General features: G+C 70.3%; 25 protein-coding genes. 13 read left to right on the top strand and 12 right to left on the bottom strand.

The window, feature by feature from the left end; translation table 11 throughout:
* Window positions 1-23: 23 nt before the first annotated feature.
* The 3 genes from L6Q67_RS02275 (at window position 24) to lgt (ending at window position 2489) form a co-directional block, all read left to right on the top strand.
* The gene (locus L6Q67_RS02275; protein WP_296564607.1) at window positions 24-932 is read left to right on the top strand and encodes a DUF1186 domain-containing protein; all 909 of its coding nucleotides are present in this window, start codon (window positions 24-26) and stop codon (window positions 930-932) included.
* 79 nt (window positions 933-1011) lie between these two features.
* Window positions 1012-1698: a YceH family protein gene (locus tag L6Q67_RS02270; protein WP_296564604.1), complete on the top strand. Its 687-nt coding sequence runs from the start codon at window positions 1012-1014 to the stop codon at window positions 1696-1698.
* An 8-nt stretch (window positions 1699-1706) separates the two neighbouring features.
* A complete protein-coding gene (gene lgt / locus L6Q67_RS02265) occupies window positions 1707-2489 on the top strand; it encodes a prolipoprotein diacylglyceryl transferase (RefSeq protein ID WP_296564601.1) in 783 nt (260 codons plus the stop codon).
* A 139-nt stretch (window positions 2490-2628) separates the two neighbouring features.
* On the opposite strand, the gene L6Q67_RS02260 is transcribed toward lgt, so the two are convergent.
* The 10 genes from L6Q67_RS02260 to L6Q67_RS02215 all read right to left on the bottom strand — a co-directional run bounded on the left by L6Q67_RS02260 (window position 2629) and on the right by L6Q67_RS02215 (window position 11521).
* The gene (locus L6Q67_RS02260) at window positions 2629-2964 is read right to left on the bottom strand and encodes an AzlD domain-containing protein (protein ID WP_296564598.1); all 336 of its coding nucleotides are present in this window, start codon (window positions 2962-2964) and stop codon (window positions 2629-2631) included.
* On the bottom strand, window positions 2961-3662 hold the full coding sequence (locus tag L6Q67_RS02255; protein ID WP_296564595.1) for an AzlC family ABC transporter permease: 702 nt from the start codon (window positions 3660-3662) through the stop codon (window positions 2961-2963). The genes L6Q67_RS02260 and L6Q67_RS02255 overlap by 4 nt, the downstream gene beginning before the upstream one ends.
* A 75-nt stretch (window positions 3663-3737) precedes the next feature.
* Window positions 3738-4157, bottom strand: coding sequence for an MAPEG family protein (locus L6Q67_RS02250; RefSeq protein WP_296564592.1), 420 nt, complete (start codon window positions 4155-4157; stop codon window positions 3738-3740).
* Window positions 4158-4160: 3 nt separating this feature from the next.
* Window positions 4161-4601, bottom strand: coding sequence for a GNAT family N-acetyltransferase (locus tag L6Q67_RS02245; protein WP_296564590.1), 441 nt, complete (start codon window positions 4599-4601; stop codon window positions 4161-4163).
* An 86-nt stretch (window positions 4602-4687) separates the two neighbouring features.
* Entirely contained in the window at window positions 4688-5101 is a 414-nt protein-coding gene (locus tag L6Q67_RS02240) for a hypothetical protein (protein WP_296564585.1), read from the bottom strand.
* Window positions 5098-8244, bottom strand: a complete 3147-nt coding sequence (locus tag L6Q67_RS02235) for an efflux RND transporter permease subunit (protein ID WP_296564583.1) — start codon at window positions 8242-8244, stop codon at window positions 5098-5100. The genes L6Q67_RS02240 and L6Q67_RS02235 overlap by 4 nt, the downstream gene beginning before the upstream one ends.
* Window positions 8241-9335: an HlyD family efflux transporter periplasmic adaptor subunit gene (locus L6Q67_RS02230; RefSeq protein WP_296564578.1), complete on the bottom strand. Its 1095-nt coding sequence runs from the start codon at window positions 9333-9335 to the stop codon at window positions 8241-8243. The genes L6Q67_RS02235 and L6Q67_RS02230 overlap by 4 nt, the downstream gene beginning before the upstream one ends.
* Entirely contained in the window at window positions 9332-9847 is a 516-nt protein-coding gene (locus tag L6Q67_RS02225) for a hypothetical protein (protein ID WP_296564575.1), read from the bottom strand. The genes L6Q67_RS02230 and L6Q67_RS02225 overlap by 4 nt, the downstream gene beginning before the upstream one ends.
* Window positions 9844-11040, bottom strand: coding sequence for a TolC family protein (locus L6Q67_RS02220; protein ID WP_296564571.1), 1197 nt, complete (start codon window positions 11038-11040; stop codon window positions 9844-9846). The genes L6Q67_RS02225 and L6Q67_RS02220 overlap by 4 nt, the downstream gene beginning before the upstream one ends.
* Window positions 11041-11140: 100 nt before the next feature.
* Window positions 11141-11521, bottom strand: a complete 381-nt coding sequence (locus L6Q67_RS02215) for a DUF2946 family protein (RefSeq protein WP_296564569.1) — start codon at window positions 11519-11521, stop codon at window positions 11141-11143.
* 102 nt (window positions 11522-11623) lie between these two features.
* Between L6Q67_RS02215 and L6Q67_RS02210 the strand changes: the two genes are divergently transcribed.
* The 7 genes from L6Q67_RS02210 (at window position 11624) to L6Q67_RS02180 (ending at window position 15991) form a co-directional block, all read left to right on the top strand.
* Entirely contained in the window at window positions 11624-11839 is a 216-nt protein-coding gene (locus L6Q67_RS02210) for a VF530 family protein (RefSeq protein WP_296408937.1), read from the top strand.
* 21 nt (window positions 11840-11860) lie between these two features.
* Window positions 11861-12499: a TRIC cation channel family protein gene (locus L6Q67_RS02205; RefSeq protein WP_296564567.1), complete on the top strand. Its 639-nt coding sequence runs from the start codon at window positions 11861-11863 to the stop codon at window positions 12497-12499.
* An 80-nt stretch (window positions 12500-12579) separates the two neighbouring features.
* On the top strand, window positions 12580-12987 hold the full coding sequence (locus L6Q67_RS02200; RefSeq protein WP_296564547.1) for an OsmC family protein: 408 nt from the start codon (window positions 12580-12582) through the stop codon (window positions 12985-12987).
* Window positions 12988-13061: 74 nt separating this feature from the next.
* On the top strand, window positions 13062-13883 hold the full coding sequence (locus L6Q67_RS02195) for a pirin family protein (RefSeq protein WP_296564536.1): 822 nt from the start codon (window positions 13062-13064) through the stop codon (window positions 13881-13883).
* Window positions 13884-13952: 69 nt separating this feature from the next.
* Window positions 13953-15020, top strand: coding sequence for an alkene reductase (locus tag L6Q67_RS02190; RefSeq protein WP_296564534.1), 1068 nt, complete (start codon window positions 13953-13955; stop codon window positions 15018-15020).
* Window positions 15021-15145: 125 nt separating this feature from the next.
* Entirely contained in the window at window positions 15146-15589 is a 444-nt protein-coding gene (locus L6Q67_RS02185; RefSeq protein ID WP_296564531.1) for an Hsp20/alpha crystallin family protein, read from the top strand.
* 12 nt (window positions 15590-15601) lie between these two features.
* Complete coding sequence (locus L6Q67_RS02180) at window positions 15602-15991, top strand: Hsp20/alpha crystallin family protein (protein ID WP_296564528.1); 390 nt, start codon at window positions 15602-15604, stop codon at window positions 15989-15991.
* Window positions 15992-16000: 9 nt separating this feature from the next.
* Here the strand turns inward: L6Q67_RS02180 and L6Q67_RS02175 are convergent, their stop codons facing one another.
* Both L6Q67_RS02175 and L6Q67_RS02170 read right to left on the bottom strand, forming a co-directional pair.
* The gene (locus L6Q67_RS02175) at window positions 16001-18733 is read right to left on the bottom strand and encodes an ABC transporter substrate-binding protein (protein ID WP_296565193.1); all 2733 of its coding nucleotides are present in this window, start codon (window positions 18731-18733) and stop codon (window positions 16001-16003) included.
* A 120-nt stretch (window positions 18734-18853) separates the two neighbouring features.
* On the bottom strand, window positions 18854-19762 hold the full coding sequence (locus L6Q67_RS02170) for a LysR family transcriptional regulator (protein WP_296564525.1): 909 nt from the start codon (window positions 19760-19762) through the stop codon (window positions 18854-18856).
* 218 nt (window positions 19763-19980) lie between these two features.
* Here L6Q67_RS02170 and L6Q67_RS02165 point away from each other — a divergent pair, with 218 nt between their 5' ends.
* The 3 genes from L6Q67_RS02165 to L6Q67_RS02155 all read left to right on the top strand — a co-directional run bounded on the left by L6Q67_RS02165 (window position 19981) and on the right by L6Q67_RS02155 (window position 24883).
* A complete protein-coding gene (locus L6Q67_RS02165) occupies window positions 19981-21678 on the top strand; it encodes an ATP-binding protein (RefSeq protein WP_296564522.1) in 1698 nt (565 codons plus the stop codon).
* A gap of 86 nt (window positions 21679-21764) precedes the next feature.
* Window positions 21765-23771 carry a tetratricopeptide repeat protein gene (locus L6Q67_RS02160; RefSeq protein ID WP_296564519.1) on the top strand — a complete coding sequence of 669 codons (2007 nt, stop codon included), beginning with the start codon at window positions 21765-21767 and terminating at the stop codon, window positions 23769-23771.
* A complete protein-coding gene (locus tag L6Q67_RS02155) occupies window positions 23768-24883 on the top strand; it encodes a DegT/DnrJ/EryC1/StrS aminotransferase family protein (protein WP_296564516.1) in 1116 nt (371 codons plus the stop codon). The genes L6Q67_RS02160 and L6Q67_RS02155 overlap by 4 nt, the downstream gene beginning before the upstream one ends.
* The last annotated feature ends 10 nt before the right edge of the window (window positions 24884-24893 follow it).

The raw sequence follows: 24893 nt of genomic DNA, 5'->3' as shown, positions 1-24893 counted from the left end.
CCGTTCCCACTTCACCCACGCCCATGTCCGAACTCTGGTCCGCCCTCCGCCCCCGGCTGGAACGCCTGACGAACCCCCTGCCCCTGGCCGAACTGCTGCAGGCCGACAGCCATCGGGCCGAGATCGCCCCCCCGCTGATCGCCGAACTCGAGGCCCTCGCCATCGACCCGACCCCGGCCCAGGCCGACGGCTACGTGCTGCACCTGTACGCCATGCTGCTCCTCGCCCGCTGGCGCGACAGCCGCGCCTACCGCCCGCTGGCCGAGCTCGGGCACCTGGACGAGAGCCGGGTGGACACCGTCTTCGGCCAGCTCGTCCATGACAGCTACGGCCGCGCCCTCGCCTCCACCTGCGACGGCGACCTGGCCCCCCTGAGCAGCCTCGCCGACGACGACAGCGCCAGCGCCTGGGCCCGCGCCGCCGCCCTCGAGGCCATGACCCTCGCCGCCCTCGAAGGGCGCTGCAGCCGCAGCCCGGTGGTGGACTTCCTCGCCGACTTCGGCAGCCGCGAGGCCCAGGCCCTCAAGGACGACCCCGAGCGCAACAGCGACTTTCCCCTGATCGACCCCGTCGCCACCCACCTGGCCGACCTCGGCGCCACCGAGCACCTGCCCCTGATCCGCGAGTGGTTTGCCGCCGGCCTCATCGACGACAGCTACGTGGACGCCACCCAGCTCGAAGAAGACATCCAGCGCAGCCCCGCCGCCGCCCTCGCCAGCGTGCGCGAAGCCGGCCACGGCCTGATCGACGACCTGATGCCCGAGATCGCCCTGTGGCCCCACATCCACCACATGCCGCCGGTCGAGCTGCCCCCCATCCCCCTCGGCACCCTGCGCGAACCCATCGTCCGCGAAGAAGCCAAGGTCGGCCGCAACGACCCCTGCCCCTGCGGCAGCGGCCGCAAATACAAGAAATGCCACGGCGCCAATTGAGCCCGCGTCCGCTCCTGCCATCAGGCCGACGCACTGCGTCGGCTATCATGGCGCCCTCGCACCACACCGGAAGCCCGCCATGACCGACAGCACCCCCGACGTCCCCGCCGCCGCACCTGAGACCCGCTCCGGTTTCGACCTGGACGACTTCGAGGTGCGCGTCCTCGCGGTCCTCATCGAAAAGTCCTTCGTCACCCCCGACACCTACCCCCTGTCGGTCAACGCCCTGGTCACCGGCTGCAACCAGCTCACCGGGCGCGAGCCGGTGATGAGCCTGTCCGAAGCCACCGTGCTGGCCACCCTCGACCGCCTCGTCGAGCGTGGCCTGGTCACCCAGCGCCACCAGGCAGGTGCCCGCGTCGCCAAGTGGGAGCACCAGATCCGCCTGCGCCACTCCCTCACCCCGCCGATGCAGGCCGTGCTCACCATCCTGATGCTGCGCGGCGCCCAGACCGTCGGCGAGATCCGCGCCCGCTGCGAGCGCATGCACAACTTCAGTACCACCGCCGACGTGGAGAGCGTGCTGGAGCGCCTCGACGACAAGGGCATGGCCCTGCAGCTGCCCAAGGCCCCCGGCACCAAGGAGGCCCGCTACACCCACCTGATGAGCGGCGAGGCCGCCGCCCAGCAAACCTTCGAAAGCGGTGAAAGCGGCGCCCCCCGCGGCAGCCGCGTCGGTGAGCTCGAAGAGGAAGTCCGCCGCCTGCGTCAGCAGCTCGAATGGCTGACCAACGAGTTCGAGGAATTCCGCAAACAGTTCCAGTGAGTCCAGGCATGCTCGTTCATCCCCAGTTTGACCCCATCGCGATCTCCCTCGGCCCCCTGGCCGTGCGCTGGTACGGCCTCATGTACCTGGTCGCCTTCGTCCTGTTCGTGGTCCTCGGGCGCGTGCATGCCCGGCGTCGCCCCGAACTGGGCTGGGACGCCCAGCAGATCGACGACCTGCTCTTCTACGGCGTGCTCGGGGTGATCCTGGGCGGACGGCTGGGCTATGTGCTCTTCTACAAGCCTGCCTACTACCTGTCCCACCCAGCCGAGATCCTGGCCGTGTGGCAGGGCGGCATGGCCTTCCATGGCGGCTTCCTGGGCGTGCTGGTGGCCATGTGGCTGTTCGGGCGCAAGACCCATCGCCCCTGGCTGGCCGTCACCGACTTCATCGCCCCCCTGGTGCCCCTGGGCCTGGCCGCCGGGCGCCTGGGCAACTTCATCAACGGCGAACTCGTCGGCCGCGTCACCGACGGCCCCTGGGCGATGGTCTTCCCCCAGGTGGATGCCCTGCCCCGCCACCCCTCGCAGCTCTACCAGTTCGCCCTGGAAGGGGTCAGCCTGTTCCTGATCCTGTGGTGGTTCTCGGCGAAGCCCCGCCCCCGCGGCCTGATCTCGGCCGCCTTCCTGATCGGTTACGGCTGCTTCCGCTTCATCGCCGAATTCGGCCGCGAACCCGACGACTTCCTCGGCCTGCTCACCTTCGGCATGTCCATGGGCCAATGGCTGTCCCTGCCGATGATCCTCGCCGGCGTCGCCATGGCGGCCTGGGCGGTGAAACGGCAGGACTAGCGCCCTGGCCTTTGCAGCTCAGCCTGGGCTTTCCAAGGCCGAGTCATGGTGATTTACGTATCGTTGGCCGGGAGTTCGCCCGCCGGGCCGAGACCCGGCCAACGTTAGGTCCAACGCGGGAAAGCCGACCAGCAGAGGCTCACCCCATCCAAGCCAAAAGCAGCCTCTCCACCCCCCACAACACCCCCATGCCCGCAATGAAAGGCAGCCAGGGATTGCGGAACAGCAGCGCCGCCAGCACCGCAGCCACGGCGGCCGCCAACCGGGGGCTGAGCACGGTGAGCTCACCGCCCGTCACAAAGACGTCCGGCGCCACGATGGCCGCCAGCGCCGCGGCCGGGGCGTAGCGCAGCGCCTTCTGCAGGGATTCGGGCAGGGCCGCCCGCTCGCCCAGCACGATGAAGCTGGCCCGCGGCAGGGTCGTCGCCAGGCCAAGCAGGATGAAAAGGCCCCACAGGGTCCAGTCGTAATTCATGGCAGATCCTTTCCACGCCAGCTTTCAGCGGCAAAGCCCGCCGCAATGCCGGCGACGATGGCCACGATCACCCCCAGCCGCAGGGGCATGCCGCGCAGGGCCACGGCCAGACCGCCCCCCACCAGGGCCGCCACCAGCATGGGCCGCACCCGGGCCATGGGCACCAGCAGCACGATCAGAGCGATGGTGGCCATGAACTCCAGGGACCAGCCCCGGGGAATGGAGCCGGCGGCCATCACCCCACAGAAGGCAAACACCTGCCACAGCAGCCACGACCAGATGGACGGCCCGAGGTAATAGCCCAGGCGCCACTGCGGGTCGGGATGGGACAGCATCCTCTCCAGGCAGGTGGCGAAGGCCCCGTCGGTGAGCAGGTGGCCAGACAGCCAGCGTGCGCCCGCGGGCACGCCGCGAAAGCCCCGGGCAATGGCCGCGCTGAAGATGATGAAGCGCAGGTTGAGCACGAAAGCGGTGATCACGATCAGCCATACCGGCGAGCCGGCGGCGATCAGCGGCAGGGTGCCGAGCTGGGCCGTGCCGGCAAACACGATCACGTTCATGCCCATGGCCTGCAGCGGCGTGAAACCGACGCCAGACATGGTCAGGCCGGTGACCAGGGCCCAGGGGATGAGGCCAACGGACAGGGGCAGGAAGGCGCGAAAGCCCTCCCGGAAGCCGTCCCGGAAACTCGGGGACATGCCCACTCCTTTCAGAATCGAGCAGGCGACCTTAGCACGCAAGGGGGCGAGGGGCTGTCCGGGTTAACGTGAAGGTCAACCCACCGCCACGCCTTGAAAGGTCAGCCCCCACAACGCCAGCAGCACGAAGTTGCTCAGGGCAAAGGCCGCCAGCCGGTGATAGACGTTGTTGTAGCTCAGGTGGATCAGGCTGTGCACCACCCGCAGCCCCACGTAGGCCCACGCCAGCCCCAGCTGCATGGCAGAGTGCTGGCCGGTCACGAAGCCAATCAGGCCGACCAAGTAGAACAGCACCGGCAACTCCAAGAGGTTCATGTAGTTACGGTTGGGCAGGCACACCTCAGGGGGCACGCAGGCCGATTCGCCGAAGCGGAAATCGGCGGGCTTCACCCGCCCGGCCAGGCCGGCGCCAATGCGCCGGTAGGCGATCAACACCAGAATCAGAAGGGTCCACCCGGACAAGGCGAACAGGGGAAACAGGATGGACGTCTTCATGGCTCAAGCCTGCCCGTCGGCAGGGGGCAGGAGCGCGAAGAAGTGGAAGGCCGACTTGCGCATGCCCTCGCGCTCATAGAAACGGTGAGCGTCGGTGCGCTGCAGGCCGGAATCCAGGTGCAGCCGGGCGCAACCCCTGTCCCGGGCAAACCGGCGCAGCCACGCCAGCATGGCCGCCCCGTGGCCGCGCGAGCGCAGCTCCGGTGCCGTGACGAGATCATCGACGTAAAGGAAAGGCCCCCGCGCCAGGCTGTCACCCAGGCGAAAACCCGCCACCACCGCCACACGCTCACCCTCAAGCCCGTAGGCCAGCCCATAGCCGGTCAGGGCCAGGCTACGCACCCGGGCAACAAAACCCGCCTCCTGCAGATCCGGACGCAGGGCCTGCATCACCGCAAAACAGGCAGCGATCTCTGCGTCCGTGGACGCCACACGCACTTCCATCCTTCTTCCCTTTCCGATGCCGGATGCTCCGGCCAGCGCGTCACGGTAAAGCCATCGCGCCGCCCTGGCAACGCAGGCGCCACCGTTCAGCGCGGCTTGAAGGGCTCGAAGCGGGCGGTCTCGGTCCTGCCGTCGGCAAAGCGCAGACTGACCACAGCCTTGGTGGCCGGATCGGCGGTGTAGGCGGCAGTGCCTTCCAACCGGTCGCCGGCCGCCGCCAGCGGCACCGTGACCTTGCCGGCGGGGGCCAGCAGCACCACGCTGCCGCTGGCCCCCGCCGGGGCGATCTTGCCGCCACCGTGGTCGGAGAGATACACCTTGACCGGCGCCGGCTTGCCGCCACGGGCATCCCGGGCCAGCACCAGCTCGAAGTGATAGGCACCGGCCATGCGCAGCTGCCCGCCGTGGGGCGCCTGCATGGCGTCCAGGGTGGCGTCGTCGTGGGCCAGGGCCGGGGTGGCCGCGCACAGGGCGGCGAGGATGAGGGCAAAACGTTTCATGACAAGACTCCTTTGATAGAACTCGGGGACGGGGCGGCGTCGGCCACCCCAGGGTTGGCAAGCAGGGCCGGCGCGCCGTAGCGGCGGAACAGCAGGGGCGTGAGCAGGGTGTCGAGCAGGGTCGAGCTGACCAGCCCGCCGAAGATCACCACCGCCACCGGGTGCAGGATCTCCTTGCCCGGCGCCTCGGCCGCCAGCAGCAGGGGCACCAGGGCCAGGGCCGCGGTAAGGGCGGTCATCAGCACCGGGGTCAGGCGCTCCCGGGCACCACGCAGAATCAGGGCATCGCCGAAAGGCTCGCCCTCCTCGTGGTACAGGTGCAGGTAGTGACTGATCTTGAGGATGCCGTTGCGGGTGGCGATGCCCGTGAGGGTGACAAAACCCACCAGGGCCGCCACCGACAGGGGCTGGCCGGACAGCCACAGGGCCAGCACCGCCCCCACCAGGGCGGCGGGGATGCCGACCATCACCATGGCCACCAGGCGCACCGAACGGTAACGCCCGTAGAGCACCAGGAAGACCAGGGCCAGGGACAGGGCCGCCAGCCAGGCGATCCGCGCCTGGGCGTCCTCCTGGGCCTGGAACTGGCCTTCGATGCGCACCGACACGCCCGCGGGCAGCGGCATGTCGGCCACCAGCGCCCGCATCTGCGCCACCGCCCCGGAGAGGCTGCCGGCCACATTGGCCGACACCACGATGCGGCGCCGGCCATTATCACGGGCGATCTGGTTGGGGCCGTCGCCCTCTTCGATGCGGGCCAGCTGGCCGAGGGGCACGCTGCCGCCGGGCACCGCCACCGGCATGGTCGCCAGCCGTGCAGGGTCGCGCTCGCCGTCGGGCAGGCGGACCACCAGGTCGAAGCGCCGCGCCCCGTCCACCACCTCGCCCACCCGCTCGCCGCCCACCAGGCGCGCCACCACGCCGAGCACCTCGGCCGGCGCCACCCCGTGGGCCGCCAGGGCCGGGTAGTCCAGCACCACCCGCAGCTGGGGGATGCGCACCTGCTTCTCGATCTGCAGGTCGGCAATGCCCGGGATGGCGGCAAAGCGCCCGCGCAGGTCTTCGGCCAGGCCACGGATCTGGTCCAGGTCGTCGCCCTGCACCTTCACCGCAATCTGCGCCCGCACCCCCGACAGCAGGTGGTCGAGGCGGTGGGCGATCGGCTGCCCCACCGACACGCTGGCCGGCAGGCGCGCCAGCCGCCCCCGGATGTCGGCGATGACCTCGGCCCGCGGCCGCCCGTCGGCGCGCAGATCCACCTCCAGCTCGGAGCTGTGCACGCCCTCGGCATGCTCGTCCAGCTCGGCCCGGCCGGTGCGCCGGCCCACCTGCAGCACCTCGGGCACCCCGCGCACCAGGGTTTCGGCCAGTTGCCCGATGCGGGTCGATTCAGCCAGGGACACGCCGGGCTGGAGCAGCACGTTGATGGTCAGGGTGCCCTCGTTGAAGGGCGGCAGGAAGGTGCGCGGAAAGAAGGGCACGCTGGCCCCCACCGCCACCACCAGGGCCACGGCCGCCACCAGCACCCGGCCGCTCCGCGGCATCGCCCAGCCCAGCAGGCGTGCCTGGGCGTCCTTCAGGCGCCGCACCAGGGCGCCGTCCCCATGCCCGAGCTGGGGCATGCCCGGCAGCAGGAAGAAGCACAGCACCGGCGTCACCGTCACCGCCACCGCCAGGCTGGCCAGGATGGACACGATGTAGGCCAGCCCCAGGGGCACGAACAGGCGCCCCTCCATGCCCGGCAGGGCAAACAAGGGCACGAACACCAGCACCACCGTCAGCGTCGCCAGCACTACCCCGGAGCGCACCTCGCTGCAGGCCCGGGCAATCACCCCCAGCACCGGCTGCGGATCGGGGCGCTGGCGGTTCTCCTTGAGCCGGCGCAGCACGTTCTCCACGTCCACCACCGCATCATCCACCAGCTCGCCGATGGCAATCGCCAGCCCCCCCAGGGTCATGGTGTTGATGGACAGGCCCAGGGCCCGGAACACCAGCACCGAGGCCAGCAGCGACAGGGGAATCGCCACCAGGGAGATCAGCGTGCTGCGGGTGTTCATCAGGAAGGCGAAGAGCACGATGGCCACCAGGATGGCGCCGTCGCGCAGGGCCTCCTCCACATTGCCCAAGGCCGCCTCGATGAAATCCGCCTGGCGGAACAGGAAGCGCGGCTTGGCGATGCCCGGCGGCAGGTTGGCGGCCACCTCGTCGAGGGCGCCCTCCACCGCCCGGGTCAGGGCGATGCTGTCGGTGCCGGGCTGCTTCTGCACCGACACGATCACCGCCGGCTGGCCGTCGAAGCCTGCGCTGCCCCGGGCCACCGCCGGGGCAAAGCCCACCTCGGCCACCTGGGAGAGACGCACCGCCACCCCCCGCGGGCTGCCCACCGGCAGGCTGGCCAGGTCTTCGATGCGCCGGCTGCGGCCTACCCCGCGCACCAGCCACTCCTGCCCCTGGCGCTCCAGGAAGCCCCCCGCACTGTTGGCGGCAAAGCCTGCCACGGCCGTCTCCAGCTGCTCCAGGCTGATGCCCAGGGCGCGCATCTGCGCCGGGTCGGGCATCACCCGCCACTGTTTCACGCCGCCACCAATCGGGATCACCTGGGCCACCCCGGGCACCGACAGCAGCCGCGGGCGCAACACCCAGTCGGCGTACTCGCGCACCGCCATCGGATTGGTGGTGGCCGGGTCGATGGGCAGGGCGATCAGCAGCACCTCGCCCATGATCGAGGCGATGGGCCCCATCTGTGGCGCCACGCCGGCGGGCAGGCGTTCGCGCACCGCGGCCAGGCGTTCGGCCACGCTCTGGCGGTTACGCCAGATGTTGCTGCCCCAGTCGAACTCCACATAAACGATGGACAGGCCGATGCCCGACACCGAGCGCACCCGGGTCACTCCGGGCATGCCGTTCATGGCCGTTTCGAGCGGAAAGCTGACCAGCTGCTCCACCTCCTCCGGGGCCATCCCGCCAGCCTCGGTCATCAGGGTCACGGTCGGCTTGTCCAGATCGGGGAAGACATCCACCGGCAGGCTGCGCAGGCCCAGCACTCCGGCCACCACCAGGGCCAGGGCCCCGGCCAGCACCAGCACCCGGTTGGCCAGGCTCCAGCCCACCAGGCGGTCGAAGAGGTTGGCCGGGGTGCTCACCGCACGCTCCCCAGCAGGTGGGCGCCCTGCACCACCACCCGCTCACCGGCGTCCAGCCCGCTCACCACCCGCACCCGGCCGGCATCCAGCGGCGCCACCCGGACCCGCCGCAGGGCGAAGCGCTCCGGCGCCTCGTGCACCCACACGCTCACCTCCTCACCGCTGCCGCCGAGGGCCTCGCGGGGCAGCACCAGGGCCTTGCCGGCCGGCCCCTTGAGCTTGGCAAACACCTTCACCGGCTGGCCCACCGCCAGGGCCGGGGCCGCCTCCACGCGGAACAGCAGGGGCAGCGTGCCTTCCCGCAGGCTACGCCCGCCGCCGGCAAAGCTCAGCGTCAGGGCGGTGCCGCCCGCCTCACCCCGGGCGCTCTCCACCCCGGCCACCAGGGCCGGGTCGTAGGCCAGGGCCTCGACCATCAGGCGGTCGGGGCGCAGCACCTCAAACAACTCGGCCCCAGCCTCGACGCGCTGCCCGGTGCTGGCCCGCGCCACCGCGACGACGCCCGCCACCGGCGCACGCAGGGCCTCGCGCCCATCCAGGGCCGCGCCCAGGGCGGCAAACTGGCGCGCCAGGCCGTCGGCCTCGGTCCGGGCCGCGTCGATGTCCTTCTGGGCCACGCTGCCTTCCAGCTGAGCCAGCCGCGTCGCACGCTGACGGGCGATGCCCAGGCGCGCCTCCACCTCGGCCCGCGCAGCCAGGCGTGCCGAGCGCTCCAGGGGCGGCAGGCTGGGGCGCAGCCAGGCCAGCACCTCACCGGCCTTCACCGCCTGCCCGGGCAGGGGCAGGCCCCGCGGGTCCGCCTCGACGATGCCATCAAAAGGCGCCTGCACGCGCCCGCCGGCGGAGGGGTCGGCCACCACCCGGCCGCTCAACTCCACGCTGGCCGAGACTTCACTCTCCCGGGCCACCTGGGTGCGCAGCTGCCACAGGCGCTGGGAGGCCTTGGCCACCTGCAACCGGCCATCGGCCAGGCGTCGCGGCGCATCCACCGGCGCGGTGGCGGGCGGCTCCGCTTCGGCGTGTTGATGGCCTTCGTGGGGAAGACCGGTCAGGGGCCACAGCAGGGCCAGGATCAGCACGGTGCGCTTCATGCTGCGGCCCTCCGGCGACCCAGCCACACACCCCCGGCGGCGATGAGCGCGACAGCAGCGGCGGCCATCGGCAACACCCCGCTGCCCGGGGCCGGTGCGGCGGCCGGGGCCTCCGCCGGCAGCACCAGGGTGGCCGGCAGCAGATCCAGGGCGGTGCCGGCCTGCACGGTGAAGACGAGCGGGTGGCTTCCGGGCCGGGTCAGGCCCGCGGCGTCCACCCGGTAGCTGCCGTCGCCGGCCGGCCGGGCCACGCCCTTCCAGGGGCCGGCTTCCACCTCGATCTGCGCGTCGGCGACCGGGGCGTTGTTGCTACCCCGGTCCAGCCATAACACCATCTGTCCGCCGTCCATGGCGGCAACCAGATCGAATTCATCGCTGCGGGCGGTGGCACGGGGCGACCAGCCGGCCTCGGTGGCCGCCGGGGGGGCGCCGTGGTCATGGCCCTCATGGGCCCAGGTCGGCAGCGTGGAGAACAGCATCGCCAGGGCGGCGATCAGGGTGCGGGGGCTCATTCGGCACTTCCCTTCAGGTAGTCGCGCCAGGCCTCGGCCTGTTCGCGGGTGTAGTGGGCGCGGAGGGCCGCGGTATCGGCGTCGAAAGCGGCGGCGCGGGCCCGCAGCAGGACCTCGAGGGGGCGCTCGCCGAGGCGCCAGGCGGTGTCGGCGAGGCGCAGGTTGTCGGCGGCCAGGCCCTGCCGGGTCCGGGCGGCGTCTTCCAGCCGGGCCGCGGTGGCGAGCTGGTCGGCCGCCTGGGCCCGGTCCTGCTCAAGCTGGCTGCGCAGCTGCTCGGCGGCCACGGCGCGCTCGGTCACGGCGGCAATGGCCGCGGCCTCCCGAGCTGCCGTGCGCGGGGCCGAGGCCAGCGGAATGACCAGACGCAGGCTGATCGAATCGCCATACTCGGCGCCGCTGGCGTCCCGCTCCCGGCGCAGGCGCAGGCCAACCTCCGGGTTGTCGCGCAGGCTCTGCCGGGTGGTGGCGAGACGTGCCTGGGCCAGGGCGGCGGCCTCCCGGGCGGCCACCAGCCCGGGGTGGGGGGTGATCGGGGTCTCGGCGGCAGCGGGGGCCAGGGTAAGGGGCGGCGGGCTGCCGGTGAGCACCTGGAAGCGGCGAGCCAGCTCACCCGCGGCCAGGGCCTGCTCGGCCATGGCAGCCTCGGCGGCCAGCCGCTCGGATTCGGCCAGATTCAGATCGAAGCGCGCAGCCTCGCCGGCCTTGACCTGCCGGGCCAGGTCGTCGGCAAGCTGGCGTGCCACCGTCACGCGGCGCTCGGCCAGGCTGGCCTGACCCCGGGCCAGCAGCCAGGCCAGGCGGGTGTCCACTAGGCGGCGTGCCAGCTCCAGGCGCAGGGCCTGGCGTTCGGCCTCCAGGGCACGCAGGGCGACGGCGGCCTCGTTTCGGCGGGCAGCTGCCTGGCCAGGCAGCCACACGGGCTGGGCATACTCCAGCTCCCACTCCTGGCGGCCACGGTTGTCGAAGGGGCGGTCGTTGCGGTTGGCAATGCCCACCGCACCGGGACCGGGCGTCCAGCCGGCGGCCAGCTCGGTCAGGGCGGAGAGCTCATCCCGGCGGGCATCCAGGGCCCGGGCCGCGGGGTCGCGCTGCCAGGCGGCGTCGAGCAGCTCGCTCAGGCTGGCAGCGGCGGGCCGGGCCGTCGCCGCCAGGGCGCAGCACAGCACTACAAAAAGGGCGAACAGGCGTCGCATGAAATCCTCGCAGACAAACGATGGAGAACATGCGGACGGCAGGTGGCGCGGCCCGGGGGCCACGCATCAACAGGGAAAGCGGGAAAGGCTGCCGTCCGCGTCAGGCGGCGGAAGCTCTGGGGGGGCGGTCGGGCTGGGGCGGAACGCGGGTGGCACCGGGGAACAGATCCCGTGCCACGCGCACCGGGCTGAAGGCCACTGCGGGGGTGAGCAGCGGCAGGGAGAACAGGGAGAAGGCCACATGGTGGCACACGCTGCAATCGTCACAGCGGGCGTCTGCTGCGGCCGCAGCGTCAGGCTGCTCGGGCGATGCCTCCGCAGCAGCCGTGGCCTCAAGGCAGTGCGCGTGCTCACCCTCCTCCATCTGCACTGCAGCCGCCTGCGCGTCGGCCGTGTGCCGGCACAAAGGCGCAAAGCTGCCCGCCATGGCCTGAAGGGGCAGCAGGAACATCAGCAGCAGGACGAGGACACGACGCAGCAAGGGGGTGGCTCACGCGATTGACGGCCGGATTGTAGCCGGGCTCTTGGCAGAGTGGGCAAACAGGATCAAAGTTCCCGCCGCCCGACCCTGAATGTGTGACCCATGACCGACCAGCCCAACAATCCCCTCCACGGCATCACCCTCGAAAGCATGCTCACCGAACTGGTGGAGCGCTACGGCTGGGACAGCCTGGGCAACCAGGTGAACATCCGCTGCTTCCAGTTCGAGCCGAGCATCAAGTCCAGCCTCAAGTTTCTGCGCCGAACCCCCTGGGCCCGCGCCGAAGTCGAGGCCCTGTACCTGAGACAACGGCGCTAGGCCAGCGCAGAGCCGCCGCCCATGGCCACCGAGTTTCACGTTCCGATCTATTTCGATTACCTGGCCACCTTCAGCTGGGCCCTGTCGGGGGCCATCGTGGCCCTGCGCAAGCGCTGCGATATCGTCGGCCTGTTCGTGCTGGCCCTGCTTACCTCGGTGGGCGGCAGCATCCTGCGCGACGGGCTGTTCCTGCAGCGCACCCCGCCGGTACTCACCGATCCGGTCTACCTGCCGCTGATCACCCTGGCCACCCTGCTCATCGCCCTGCTCCACCAGCGCATTGCCGATCTGCCGGTGGTGGACAAGCTCGTCAGCACCATCGACGCCATCGGCACCCCGGCCTTTGCGGTGGTGGGCATGCAGCTGGCCCTGGGGGCCGGCATCCCCCTGCCCGGGGTGATACTGGTGGGCGCAGTGAGCGGGGTGGGCGGCGGCGTGCTGCGCGACGTGATCGTCCGCGACGTTCCCTTCATCCTCCAGCCCGGTCAGTTCTTTGCCGTGGTGGTGGTTCTGGCCAGCCTGGTCTTCCTGGCCCTGACCCTGGCCTTCGGGGTGGCCACCGTGCCCGCCGCCTGGGCCACCATCACCCTGTTCTTCGTGGTGCGCATGCTCACCATGCGCTACAACTGGCAGACCCGCCCCCTGCTGCGCGACGGCTGAAGGCCGGGCCGAACTTGCTGCCCCCGGCCCGGTCGGAGCCTTTACACCCCACCACGCCCCCAACTCGAGGGAGACACCCCATGTCCGGAACGCCCGCCGTCACCGCCGTCCTGCAGGAAACCCCCTATCTCGTGCAGATTTCCGACGACCTCGGCCACACCTGGCTGGCCGATGAGCCCCTTGAAGTCGGGGGCGGCAATGTCGGGCCCTCACCAGAACGGCTGATCCTCGGCAGCCTCGGTACCTGCACCGCGATCACCGTGAAAATGGTGGCGGCCCGCCGCAACTGGCCCCTTGCCGGAATCCGCGTCGAACTGCAGCTCAACCCCGATGGCAAACCCGAAAGTGGCAACGACATCGTCCGCCGGGTCTTCCTGGAAGGCGGACTGAGCGAAGAACAACGCACCCAGCTTCTCAAGATCGCCAACGCCTGCCCCATGCACAAGCTGCTCACCGGGGAAATCCGTATCCACACCGACCTGGGCTGAAGGGAGCATGACCATGAGCCCCCCCCATCGAACGCATCCTGCCCCGCGAAGCCGACCTGGGCGAAGGCCTCCACGTGCGCCGCGCCCTGCCCACCCGCGAGCGCCGCATGATCGGCGCCTGGTGCTTTCTCGACCACATCGGCCCGGTCGATTTTTCCGGCCGCGACGGCATGCACGTGGGCGCCCACCCCCACATTGCCCTGCAGACCTTCACCTGGCTCATCGAGGGCGAAATCCTGCACCGGGACAGCCTCGGGAGCGATCAACTGATCCGCCCCGGGCAGGTCAACCTGATGACCGCCGGCCACGGCATCGTGCACACCGAAGACTCCCCGCCCGGCGCCGGGCGCCTGCACGCCGCCCAGCTGTGGATCGCCCTGCCGGCCGAGGCCGCCGACTGCGCCCCCGCCTTTGCCCACCACCCCGACCTGCCGCGCTGGACCGAGGGCGCCTGCACCTTCACCCTGCTGGCCGGCCGGCACGGCCCGCACCAGTCGCCCGCCCGGCTGTACTCGCCCCTGATCGGGCTGGACATCCACAGCACCGACGCCAGCCGCCTGACGCTGCCGCTGGACCCGGCCTTCGAGTACGGCATCCTGCCCCTGGAGGGCCGCGCGACCCTGGCCGGCGAGGACTTCGATGGCAGCGCCTTTGCCTGCCTCGACCCGGGCCGTGACAGCATCGACCTGACCCTCGCTCCCGACACCCGCCTGCTGCTGATCGGTGGCGAGCCCTTCGCCACGCCCATCCAGATGGCCTGGAACTTCGTCGGCCACAGCCGGGAAGCCATCGCCACCGCCCAGCGCGCCTGGGAAGCCGGTGATCCACGCTTCGGCCCCGTGCCGGGCAGCACCCGCCGCCTCACCGCACCACCCTTGCCCTGGGCCGGCGTCTGACGCCCCCGCTGCGGAACAATCATCACCCGTCACACACCAAGCCTTTTCGACCCCTTCTCCGGAGCCCCCATGTCCGCCCTCTTCCAGCCCCTGCAGGCCGGCGCCGTAAGCCTGCCCAACCGCATCCTGATGGCCCCCCTGACCCGCTGCCGGGCCGAGGAGGGCCACGTGCCCGGTGACCTGATCGCCACCCACTACGCCCAGCGCGCCAGCGCCGGCCTGCTCATCGCCGAGGCCACCATGGCCATCGAGGGCAACTCCGCCTTCTGGCACGAGCCCGGCATCCACTCGGCCGCCCAGGTGGCCGGCTGGAAGCACGTGACCGACGCGGTGCACAAGGCCGGCGGGCGCATCTTCCTGCAGGTATGGCACGGCGGCCGGGCCTGCCACCCGCTGCTCAACGACGGTGCCCAGCCCGTCGCCCCCAGCGCCCTGCCCATCCGCAACGACGAAGTGCACACCCCCGAGGGCAAGAAGCCCTACGTCACCCCCCGCGCCCTCGCCGATGACGAGCTGCCCGGCATCGTCGCCGGCTTCCGCCACGCCGCCGAAAACGCCCTGGCCGCCGGCTTCGACGGCATCGAGGTGCATGGTGCCAACGGCTACCTGCTGGACGAGTTCCTGCGCGACGGCAGCAACACCCGCAGCGGCCCCTACGGCGGCCCCATCGAGAACCGCGCCCGCCTGATGCTCGAAGTGCTCGACGCCTGCGTGGCGGTGTGGGGCCCTGGCCGCGTCGGCCTGCGCCTGTCGCCCCTCAACAGCTACAACGACATGCGCGACAGCGACCCGGTGGGGCTGATCACATGGATGGCCCAGCGCCTCAACGACGTTCCGCTGGCCTACCTGCACGTGATGCGCGGCGACTTCTTCGGCCAGCAGAAGGGCGACGTGCTGACTCCGGCCCGGGCCCACTACAAGGGCGTGCTGATCGGCAACATGGGCTACACGCCCCAGGAGGCCGCCAGTGCCATCGAGAGCGGCCAGCTCGACGCCGTGGCCTTCGGCACCGCCTTCCTCGCCAACCCCGACCTCCCCGCCCGCATCAAGGCCGGCGCCAGCCTCAACAAGCCCAACCCCGCCACCTTCTACTCCCCCGGCCCCGAGGGCTACACCGACTACCCCTTCATGCAGTAGGCGTCAGGCCCCACGGTCCCTCCAGCCAGCTTCATGCGGGCTCTTGAAACCTGCAGGGGCGGTTCCCATATCGGAGACAGGGGCGGCCGTGGTGTGCTGCCCGCGTCAGACGAGGAGGAATCCGCATGTTCTATCGTTCCCTGTTTCCCCGTGATGTGTTTGCCGAGCTGGACCGGATCCAGCGCGGTCTGCAGCAGGGGGGTGGCGACCTGTCGCCGAGCATCCGCGGCAGTGCCCGGGGCGGCTACCCGGCCATGAACGTGGGCAGCACGGCGCGCTCGGTGGAGATCTACGCGTTTGCGCCCGGCATCGACCCGACGACCCTGGACGTGCAGCTCGAGAAGGGCGTGCTGACCATCGCCGGCGAGCGCGCCAGCGTGCTCCCGCCCAAGGACGCGCCGGCCACGGTGCACATCGACGAGCGCTTCTCGGGCCGCTTCCGCCGGGTGGTGACCCTGCCCGACGACGTGGACCCGAACGCCGTTGAAGCCCTCTACACCGACGGCGTGGTGCACGTCAGCGTGCAACGCAAGGCCGCCAGCCAGCCCCGCCGCATCCACGTCCAGTAAGGAGACCCGACCATGAGTGACAACGCCACCCTGCGCCGCCCTGCCCAGGCCGACACCGCCCCCCGCGCCACCGAGGCGCTCCAGCCCCCCGTGGATGTGGTCGAGGACAGCGCCGGCATCACCCTTTACGCGGACCTGCCCGGCGTACCCAAGGACAGGCTGCACCTGCACGTGGAAGCCGACACCCTGACCATCGAGGGCGAGATCGCACTGCCGGCACCGGAAGGGCTGGAGCCCATCCATTCGGAAGTGGGGCTGGCTCGCTACCGGCGGGTGTTCACCCTGTCCAAGGAGCTGGACGCCGAGCGGGTTGCCGCCGAGTTCGCCCAGGGTGTGCTCACCCTGCGCATCCCCAAGGTGGAGCACGCCCAGCCCCGGCGCATCGCCGTGCAGGTGGGCTGAGGCGCGCGCCTACACGCCGCTGAGGTGCCGCTCCAGCCATTTGAGCACGACCTGCAGCAGCAGGTCGGGCTCGACCGGCTTGGGGATGAAGTCGTTCATGCCCACCTGGAAACACCGTGCCCGGTCTTCGGCAAAGGCGTTGGCCGTCATGGCGACGATGGGCGTGCCGGCCCGCCCCGGCAGGGCACGGATCTGCAGGGTGGCCTGCAGGCCGTCCAGGCGCGGCATCTGCATGTCCATCAGGATCAGCGCGTAATCGGTGGCAGCGGCCATCTCCACCGCAATCAGGCCATCCTCCGCGGTGTCGATGAGCAGGCCGGTCTCGGCCAGCATTTCCACGGCGATCTCCCGGTTGATCTCGTCATCCTCCACCAGCAGGATGCGCTGTCCGGCAAAGCGCTCGCCGAGCAGCGCCTCCGCCTCGTCCGGGTCGGGCAGCAGGCCGGTGACGGGCTGGAACACGCCCCGGGCCAGGCGGGCGGTGAACCAGAAGGTGCTGCCCACCCCCGGTTCGCTCGACACCCCCGCTGCGCCTCCCATCAGCGCCGCCAGCTTGCGGGTGATGGCCAGACCGAGGCCGGTGCCGCCGTATTCCCGGGTGGTTGAGCTGTCGGCCTGTTCGAAGGCCCAGAAGATCTGCCCGAGCTTGTCCGGGGCAATGCCGATCCCCGTGTCCTCCACCTCGAAGCGCACCAGCAGGCCCGCGGCGTTCTCCTCCACCAGCCGGGAGCGGAAATGGACGCGCCCGCCCTCGCCGGTGAATTTGACCGCGTTGCTGCCATAGTTGAGCAAGGCCTGCTGCAGGCGGGTCGGGTCGCCCAGCAGGGGCGGCAGCCCCGTCTGCAGATCCACGGCCAGCACCAGGCCCTTGGCGATGGCCCGGTCATGAAGCATGGCGACCACGTTGTGTACCACCGCATCCACCACCACGCCCGTGCGCTCGAGGCTCAATTTGCCGGCCTCGATCTTGGACAGATCGAGCACCGCGTTGAGGATTTCCAGCAGGTGCTGCCCGGCCGTCTCGATCTTGTCCAGGCGCTGTGCCTGGTCCTCATTCACCCCGGAGCGGCGCAGCAGGTGCGTCATGCCGGTGATGGCATTGAGGGGGGTGCGGATCTCGTGGCTGGTATTGGCCAGGAAGGCGCTCTTGGCCCGGCTGGCCGCCTCGGCCGCCTCCTTGGCGTGGGCCAGCTCCATGGTGCGCAGGGCCACCTGCTCTTCGAGGAGGCTGCGGTGGGCGGCGAGCTCCTGCTCCATCACCCGTCGGGCCGTCACGTCCTGACCAATGCACAACAGGCCGGCGAGGCTCCCGTCGGGCCGCCGGATCGCCCGGTTGGCCCAGCGCACAAACACCCGCCGGCCATCCCGGGTGATGTTCTCGTTTTCGTTGTGTTCGCTGCTACTGCTGGTCGGATCGGAAAGGATGGCGGCCAGCATTACGCCCAGATCACGGCCGCTGCGCTCATCCTGCGCCGGCAGGATGGTACCGATCACGCTGCGCCCGACGATCTCGGCGGCGGGATAGCCAAAGAAACGCTCGGCGCATTCGTTGAAATAGGTCACCGTCCCATCGGGCGACAGGCGCAGGATCAGGGCGTTGGCGTTTTCCACCAGCTCCCGGTACTGGGCCTCGCGGGTCTGCAGGGCCTCTTCGGCCGCCTCCCGCTCGCCCATCTCCCCGCGCAGCGCCCGGTTGAGCCCGCGCACCTTGGCCACCACCCCCAGCGCCACCAGCAGGGCTACCAGCGACGCCACCAGGGCCCCCACCAGCCAGGGCGGCACCCGGGTCGAGGGCTGCGCGTCGAACAGGAAATCCCCCAGCTCGAAGTCCTTGGGCAGCTTGCCCTGGCGCACATACACATCCACCACGTGGCGCCAGCGGCCGGGGCTCATGTAGCCCGCCTCGACGATGTCCGGCCGGGTCAGCTCACGGATCTGGGCCGCCTCGAAGAGCAGGTGCTCCCGCGATTTGCCCTGGGTGTTGTAGTCGGCGAGGATCTGGTCGGTCAGCACCTCCGGATTGGCCAGCGCATACACCAGGCCGCGCAGGGTCGCCTCACGGAAGGCGGCGGCCACCTGCGGCCGCGCCGCCACCGCCGCGCGGGACGAGAACAGCATGTTGCCGAACAGGTCGATGCCCGCCGAACGGGGTGTCAGCAGCAGAAACTGGTGCTCCCGCCCGCGGATCAGGAAGGGCTCGTTGGACAGATACACCGCCTCCGCCGCCACCTTGCCCGCCTCCAGGGGCTCCAGGGTCCAGTCGGCCTGATCGACCAGCTGGATCTGCTCCGGGGACAGGCCCGATACCCGCAGGAAGGCTTCGATCTCGTCGCGGGTGTGAGGGGTCACCGACACCGGCCGGCCAGCCAGATCGAGCACGCTCTTCACCCCCGCTGCCCGGGATGCCAGCAGGGCCAGAGGCGAGTGCTGCATCATCGTGGCCAGGGCCACCACCGGCTGGCCCCGGGCCCGGTCCACCACCAGCGCCGAGGTGCCCACCCCGAAATCGGCACGCCCCTCGACCACCTCCTGCACCACATCCACGCCGGGCCCGCCCTCGACCAGCCGCACATCCAGCCCGAGGGCCTGGTAGTAACCCTGGCGTTCGGCGGCGTAAAAGGCTGCGAATTCGAATTGATGCTTCCAGTTGAGCTGCACCACCACCGGCTCGGTGGCGCCTGCCGGCACTCCCGCACAGCACAGCGCCAGACACAGCCAGACCCACAGGCGTCCCCAATGCACAGGCAAACCACTCTCCCCATCCCGTGCGCGGCACGGGCCTTGATGTTTCCGCTCCGGATATGGGCGCGATCTTAGCGCTCACGCCAGCACGTGGCGAGCGCCACGGCGCAGGTCCCCGGCCTAACGCCGGCTCTCCGCGTGGCCCGGGTAGGCAATGATGGTGTCGATCAGCGCCCGGGTGAAACTGGGCAGCGAATCCCCACGTCGGGTCAGCACATAGCGGTCACGGAGGGCCCAGCTCTCGTCGAGGGGCTTGGTGACGATCTTCATGGTGCGGCTATGCCGGCGGGCTGCCGATTCAGGCACGATGCCGATGCCCACCCCGGCCTCCACCATCCGGCATACCGACTCGAAGTTGCTCACCTGGACGCGGATGTGCAGGCGGTGGCGGCCCTTCTGCATCAGGGTGTTCACGAAGTTCTGCAGGGTGCTGCCATCGTGGAGGCCGATGTAGTCGTAATCCATCATGTCGGCAAAGCACACCGAAGCCCTCGCCGCCAGCGGGTGCCCCGGCGCCACGGCGAGGATCAGCCGGTCAGTGCTGAAGTGGTGCTTCTCCAGCCCGTCCGCATCCACCGCCCCCGACACGATGCCCAGATCGGTGGTGCCATCGAGCACACCACGCACGATCTCGGCAGTGAGGCGCTCCTGCAGGTCCACGTCCACCTGCGGGTGGCCGGCCAGAAAGGTGGCCAGCACCTCGGGCATGAACTCGGTCACCGCCGTGGTGTTGGCAAACACCCGGATATGCCCCTGCACCCCCTCGCCAAAGCGCTGCAGATCGCCCTTCATGTGCTCGATCTGCCCCAGGATGATGCGTGCGTGCTGCAGCAGGCTCTGCCCCGCCGGGGTCAGGGCCACGCCCCGGGGCGCCCGGTACAGCAGGCGCACCCCGGCCTGGCTCTCCAGCTCCTTCACCCGGGCGCTGACCGCCGGCAGGGACAGGTGGCTGCGCTCCGCCCCGCGGGTCAGGCTCTTGCTCTCGGCGATGTGGATGAACAGGCGCAGATCGCGCAGATCGATGTGCATGGAAGGCAGCCCCGATGGATCAAGCCCCATAGCGTCGCATGAAGTCGCCCCTTACACGTCCCCCCGACCGGAAAGTCTGCGACACGTCGCATTCCCGACACACCGCGCCGCGCCTCCATGCAGGCAGAACCCCTTGCATAACAAGGCCCTGCCATCCCCGCAGCAACCAGCATGGATCTTGCATCGCAGCACACACAGATCCCCTGGAGTCCATACCGATGAAGCTGCAGATCGAGCGACCGCTGGTCGACGCGCTGGTGCGTGCCCACCCCCGCCTGGCCTGGCTGCAGGAGCAGATGCGCTTCGGCAACCGGGCGGAAGTGGACTTTGCCCAGCTGCAGCACGACGAGCTGCATTGCCTGGAAAGCCTGTTTGCCGATGCCGGCCCGCACTTGCGCCCCCGCGCCGCCCAGATCGCCACCCTGCGCCAGGCCCTGGGCGCTGGCGGCCCGCGCTTCACCGCCGACGAGCTGGACAGCCTCGTTCCCGCCATCGCCCACTATCTGGCCGAGGACGCCGAGCGCGGTTGGCTGTTCTCCCTCGCCAGCCCCGACCGCCCCACCGCCTGGGTCGTCACCCGGCTGGACTTCACCCCCTCGTCCAACGACGAGGTGGGAAAGGTCTTCATCGAGATGAAGGCCAACACCCGCGGCAAGGTGGCCACGCACACCGTGCGCATCGTGGCCGGCGACATCGCCGGTCGCACGGTGGGCGAGACCCTCGCCGCGAAGGGCCTGGTCCGCGAAACCGCCGCCCTCCTCGCCAGCTACGACGAGATGGAGGCCCGCTACTTCGACTGGCGCGCCCGCTACGGCGAGCAGTTCTCCGGCCGGGGCACCGGCCTCTACGCCGAGAACCCCACCGCCAGCCACCGGGACACCGACTGGTCACGCAAGGACGTGGTGATCCTCTCCTCCAGCGGCGGCGACGCCCGCCTGGTGAACGACGAAGGCATCCTGGCCGAACGGGTGTTGACCCTCGACGCCCCCGGCGAGATCCTCGGCACCTACCTGCGCAAGGCCGCCAAGGGCTCCCGCTACATCGACGAGGACGCCGCCGAGGATGCCCGCAAGGCCCTGCCCAAGGGCCTGTTCACCCGGCTGCCGGTGCACTTCCACATCCTCATGTTCCACCTGGACCTGCACCACTACCTGTGGGTGCACGTGGCCGACATCCGCCCCTACGAATACACGCCCGCCCTGCGCCACAAGCTGGTGCTGCCCGAGGAGCAGACCGACCTCATCGACATCCTCACCGCCGAGATGGACCTGCTGATGGACGACATCGTCGAGGGCAAATCGGGCGGCACCACCGTGCTCTGCGCCGGCCCACCGGGCGTGGGCAAGACCCTCACCGCCGAGGTGTACTCCGAGATCATCCGCCGCCCCCTGTACCGGGTGCACTCCGGCCAGCTCGGCCTCAGCGTGTCCAACATGGAGACCATCCTCAAGGACGTGCTCACCCGCGCCCAGCGCTGGGGCGCCGTGATGCTCATCGACGAGGCCGACGTCTACATCAAGCGCCGCGACGACGACATCACCATGAACGCCGTGGTGGGCGTCTTCCTGCGCGTGCTGGAGTACTTCAACGGCCTGCTCTTCCTCACCACCAACCGCATCGACGACATCGACGAAGCCATCGTGTCCCGCTGCATCGCCCTCATCAAGTACTCGCCACCCGACGACGCCGGGCGCCGGCGCATCTGGCAGGTGATGGCCGAACAGTTCGGACTGGCGCTGGAAGCGGACATCACCGACCAGCTCGTGGCGCTTTTCCCCACGGCCACCGGGCGCGACATCAAGGGTCTGGCCAAGCTGGTGGCCAAGTACTGCAAGCAGAAGCAGTGCCCCGCCGATCTGGCCGCCTTTACGCGCTGCGCCACGTTTCGCGGGCTGGAGGTGGGGCCGCGGGGGTGACGCCGCGACTCGGGAAAGGTGCAAATTTGTAACATTTCGTCCTTCGAGCGGTATCCTGCACCCATGTGCCTACAAATTCACAAGCAATGAGTGCACAAATACCTTTACAAAAGCTGAACAAGCTGAGTTCGCTGTTCTCTGCCAACCAGCTCGACCAACTGGAGCGGGCGGCGCGCGACTGTACGCGTCGCCACCCCGCCGCAGCAGCGGGCTGGCAGATGCTCGGCGTGTCCTTCCTGGCCCGCCAGCGCGTCGAGGCCGCCCGTCCGCATCTGGAACAGGCCGCCCGACTGGCGCCGGACGACGCAACCATCCGCGACAACCTGGGGCTGATCTACACCCGGCTGGGGGACACCGCGGGCGCCGACGCCCAGTTCGCCCAGGCGACCCGCCTGGATCCGCAGATGGTCTCGGCCTGGGTGAACTGGGCCCAGTGCGCCGCACAGGCCGGCGACCCGGGCAAGGCCGAGGCCTGTGCGCGCCAGGCTCTGGCCATCAACCCCCGCCTGGCCGACGCCCATCTCAACCTGGGCAACGCGCTGCTTGATCTCGGACGCTGGGACGAAGCGGAAGAGAGCTACCGGACGGCCACGCTGTGCGCCCCACCCGGCTGGATCGAGGCGAGCCTCAACCTGGGCAATCTTTACGACCTGCGCGGGCGCTTTGCCGAAGCGATTGCCACACTGGAGCCCCTGGCCACCGCCGCAACCCCGGACTGGCGGGTGCTCAGCGCCCTGGGCCGGGCCTGCTCGATGTCCGGCATCTCGCCCGCCGCCCGTGACCACTTTGCCCGCGCCGTCGCCCTCAACCCCGCGGCCCACTCCGCCCACAGCGGCTACCTGTACCAGCTGATGCACGACGCCGGCGCCAGCGCCGACGACATCTTTGCCGCCCACTGCCGCTTTGGAGAAACCCTGGAAGGGTCTGCACCGGCTCGCCCGCCCAGGCACGCCAACACGCGCGACCCCGAACGGCCGCTGCGCATCGGCTTCGTGTCGGGCGACCTGCGCGAACATGCCGTCGCCTATTTCATGGAGCCCATGCTCGCCGCGCTGGGGCAACATGGCCTGAACCTGACCGCCTATTCCAACCGGGCCCACGAAGACGCCGTGAGCACCCGCCTGCGCCAGCTCGTGCATGGCTGGCACAAGGTCGCGGGCTGGAGCGACGCCCGCCTGGCCGCACAAATCCAGGCCGATCGCATCGACATCCTGGTGGACCTCTCCGGTCACACCGCCGACAACCGCCTGCCGGTGTTTGCCCTGCGGCCGGCGCCGGTTCAGGTCACCTGGCTGGGCTATTCCGGCACCACGGGCATGCGCAGCATGGACTACCGCTTCGTCTACACCCTCACCGCCCCGCCCGGGCGCCTGGACGATCAATTCACCGAGAAGCTGGTGCATCTGCCCTACGCCATGAGCTTCAAGACCGACCCGGACGCCCCGGAAGTCGGCCCTCCACCTGCACTGGCCAGCGGACGCTTCACCTTCGGCAGCCTCAACCGACTCAACAAGATCAGCCCGGAATGCATCACCCTGTGGTCACGCGTGCTGCAGGCCCTGCCCGACGCCAGGCTGCTGGTGGGTGCTGTGTCCGGCGACGCGTCAGCCAGGCGCCTGCTCGACCAGTTTGCAGCGGAAGGCATCGGCCCCGAACGCCTGGACCTGCGCCCCCGCCTGCCCACCCGCGACTACCTGGCCCTGCACAACGAGATCGACGTACTGCTGGACACCTTTCCGTATGCCGGCGGCACCACCTCCAACCACGCCCTGTGGATGGGCGTGCCCACCCTCACCCTGGCCGGCCGCACCCTGGCCCAGCGCCTGGGGGCCGGCATCATGGGCAAGGTGGGGCTGAGCGATTGGGTGGCCGAAAGCGAGGACGAATTTGTGGCCATCGCCCGGCGTGCCGCCGCGCACCCGGACACGCTCGCCGCCCTGCGTCAGAGCCTGCGCGAGCGCCTGATGCACTCCCCCAACCTGAGCACCGCCCGGGTGGCCGACAGCGTTGCCCTGGCGTTTCGCATCATGTGGCGGCGCTGGTGTGCCGGCGACGCGCCCCAGCCCATCATCCTGCCCCGCCTCGAGCCATGAGCCGCCCACCGCTTTACGTCACCCAGCCCGCCCTGCCGGCCTTCGAGGACTTCGAACCGCTGCTGCGCGACATCTGGGCGTCCCGGCGGCTCACCAACGGCGGGCCTTACCACGACCGGCTCGAAGCCGCCCTGGCCAGCTACCTGGCCGTGCCCCAGGTGAGCCTGCTGGGCAACGGCACCCTGGCCCTGATGCTGGCCCTCAAGGCCCTGGACGTGGAAGGCGAGGTCATCACCACGCCCTACTCCTTCGTGGCCACCACCCACGCCCTCATGTGGAGCGGCTGCACGCCGGTGTTTGCCGACATCGACCCGGACAGCCTCAACCTCGACCCCGCCGCCGTGGAAGCGGCCATCACCCCCCGCACCCGGGCCATCCTGGCGGTACACGTGTATGGCCGCCCCTGTGACACCGCCGGCCTGCAGGCGGTGGCCGATCATCATGGCCTGCGCCTCATCTACGACGCCGCCCACGCCTTTGGCGTACACCTCGACCAGGGCAGCCTGCTGGCCCAGGGCGACGCCGCCATCCTGAGCTTTCACGCCACCAAGGTCTTCCACACCTTTGAAGGCGGCGCCATCGTGTGCCGGGACGAAGCCCTCAAGGCGCGCATCGACCTGCTGCGCAACTTCGGCTTCAAGGGTGAGACGCGGGTGCTGGCCACCGGCATCAACGCCAAGATGAACGAGCTGCAGGCCGCCTTTGGCTGCCTCACCCTGAGCGGCATCGACGCCGAAATCGACGCCCGCGCCCGGGTGGCCGCCCGCTACGACGCCGCCTTTGCCGGCCTGCCCGGCCTGCGCCTGCTGGCCCCCCTGCCCGGCGTGGCGCGCCACAACCACGGCTACTACCCGATCTTTGTGGAACCCGGCTGTGCACTGAACCGGGACGCCCTGTATGAGCAACTGCGGGCCCAGGACATCATCGTCCGTCGCTACTTCTACCCGCTGATCAGCGACTTCGACATGTACCGGGACGCGCCCGGTGCCGACCACCTGCCCGTGGCCCGCCGCATGGCCGACAGCGTGCTGTGCCTTCCCCTTTACGCCGCCCTGGGCGACGACGAGGTGAGCCGGGTGATCGACGCCGTGACCGCCGCCGCCCGCCCCTGACATCCGCCTG

The organism is Zoogloea sp. (assembly GCF_023150065.1).
In the GTDB taxonomy this organism is placed as follows: Bacteria; Pseudomonadota; Gammaproteobacteria; order Burkholderiales; family Rhodocyclaceae; genus Zoogloea.
The sequence above is the reverse complement of the archived record's forward strand: the minus strand, read 5'-3'. Positions and strand labels throughout refer to the sequence as shown.

What these genes read in the sequence shown, in the direction of transcription:
- L6Q67_RS02205 (WP_296564567.1), top strand. Translation starts at nt 11,861, where the DNA reads ATGGCCACCGAGTTTCACGTTCCGATCTATTTCGATTACCTGGCCACC.
- lgt (WP_296564601.1), top strand. Translation starts at nt 1,707, where the DNA reads ATGCTCGTTCATCCCCAGTTTGACCCCATCGCGATCTCCCTCGGCCCC.
- L6Q67_RS02275 (WP_296564607.1), top strand. Translation starts at nt 24, where the DNA reads ATGTCCGAACTCTGGTCCGCCCTCCGCCCCCGGCTGGAACGCCTGACG.
- L6Q67_RS02255 (WP_296564595.1), bottom strand. Translation starts at nt 3,662, where the DNA reads ATGTCCCCGAGTTTCCGGGACGGCTTCCGGGAGGGCTTTCGCGCCTTC.
- L6Q67_RS02170 (WP_296564525.1), bottom strand. Translation starts at nt 19,762, where the DNA reads ATGCACATCGATCTGCGCGATCTGCGCCTGTTCATCCACATCGCCGAG.
- L6Q67_RS02270 (WP_296564604.1), top strand. Translation starts at nt 1,012, where the DNA reads ATGACCGACAGCACCCCCGACGTCCCCGCCGCCGCACCTGAGACCCGC.
- L6Q67_RS02200 (WP_296564547.1), top strand. Translation starts at nt 12,580, where the DNA reads ATGTCCGGAACGCCCGCCGTCACCGCCGTCCTGCAGGAAACCCCCTAT.
- L6Q67_RS02220 (WP_296564571.1), bottom strand. Translation starts at nt 11,040, where the DNA reads ATGCGACGCCTGTTCGCCCTTTTTGTAGTGCTGTGCTGCGCCCTGGCG.
- L6Q67_RS02165 (WP_296564522.1), top strand. Translation starts at nt 19,981, where the DNA reads ATGAAGCTGCAGATCGAGCGACCGCTGGTCGACGCGCTGGTGCGTGCC.
- L6Q67_RS02155 (WP_296564516.1), top strand. Translation starts at nt 23,768, where the DNA reads ATGAGCCGCCCACCGCTTTACGTCACCCAGCCCGCCCTGCCGGCCTTC.
- L6Q67_RS02210 (WP_296408937.1), top strand. Translation starts at nt 11,624, where the DNA reads ATGACCGACCAGCCCAACAATCCCCTCCACGGCATCACCCTCGAAAGC.
- L6Q67_RS02245 (WP_296564590.1), bottom strand. Translation starts at nt 4,601, where the DNA reads ATGGAAGTGCGTGTGGCGTCCACGGACGCAGAGATCGCTGCCTGTTTT.
- L6Q67_RS02185 (WP_296564531.1), top strand. Translation starts at nt 15,146, where the DNA reads ATGTTCTATCGTTCCCTGTTTCCCCGTGATGTGTTTGCCGAGCTGGAC.
- L6Q67_RS02260 (WP_296564598.1), bottom strand. Translation starts at nt 2,964, where the DNA reads ATGAATTACGACTGGACCCTGTGGGGCCTTTTCATCCTGCTTGGCCTG.
- L6Q67_RS02190 (WP_296564534.1), top strand. Translation starts at nt 13,953, where the DNA reads ATGTCCGCCCTCTTCCAGCCCCTGCAGGCCGGCGCCGTAAGCCTGCCC.
- L6Q67_RS02240 (WP_296564585.1), bottom strand. Translation starts at nt 5,101, where the DNA reads ATGAAACGTTTTGCCCTCATCCTCGCCGCCCTGTGCGCGGCCACCCCG.
- L6Q67_RS02180 (WP_296564528.1), top strand. Translation starts at nt 15,602, where the DNA reads ATGAGTGACAACGCCACCCTGCGCCGCCCTGCCCAGGCCGACACCGCC.
- L6Q67_RS02160 (WP_296564519.1), top strand. Translation starts at nt 21,765, where the DNA reads ATGAGTGCACAAATACCTTTACAAAAGCTGAACAAGCTGAGTTCGCTG.
- L6Q67_RS02230 (WP_296564578.1), bottom strand. Translation starts at nt 9,335, where the DNA reads ATGAAGCGCACCGTGCTGATCCTGGCCCTGCTGTGGCCCCTGACCGGT.
- L6Q67_RS02225 (WP_296564575.1), bottom strand. Translation starts at nt 9,847, where the DNA reads ATGAGCCCCCGCACCCTGATCGCCGCCCTGGCGATGCTGTTCTCCACG.
- L6Q67_RS02250 (WP_296564592.1), bottom strand. Translation starts at nt 4,157, where the DNA reads ATGAAGACGTCCATCCTGTTTCCCCTGTTCGCCTTGTCCGGGTGGACC.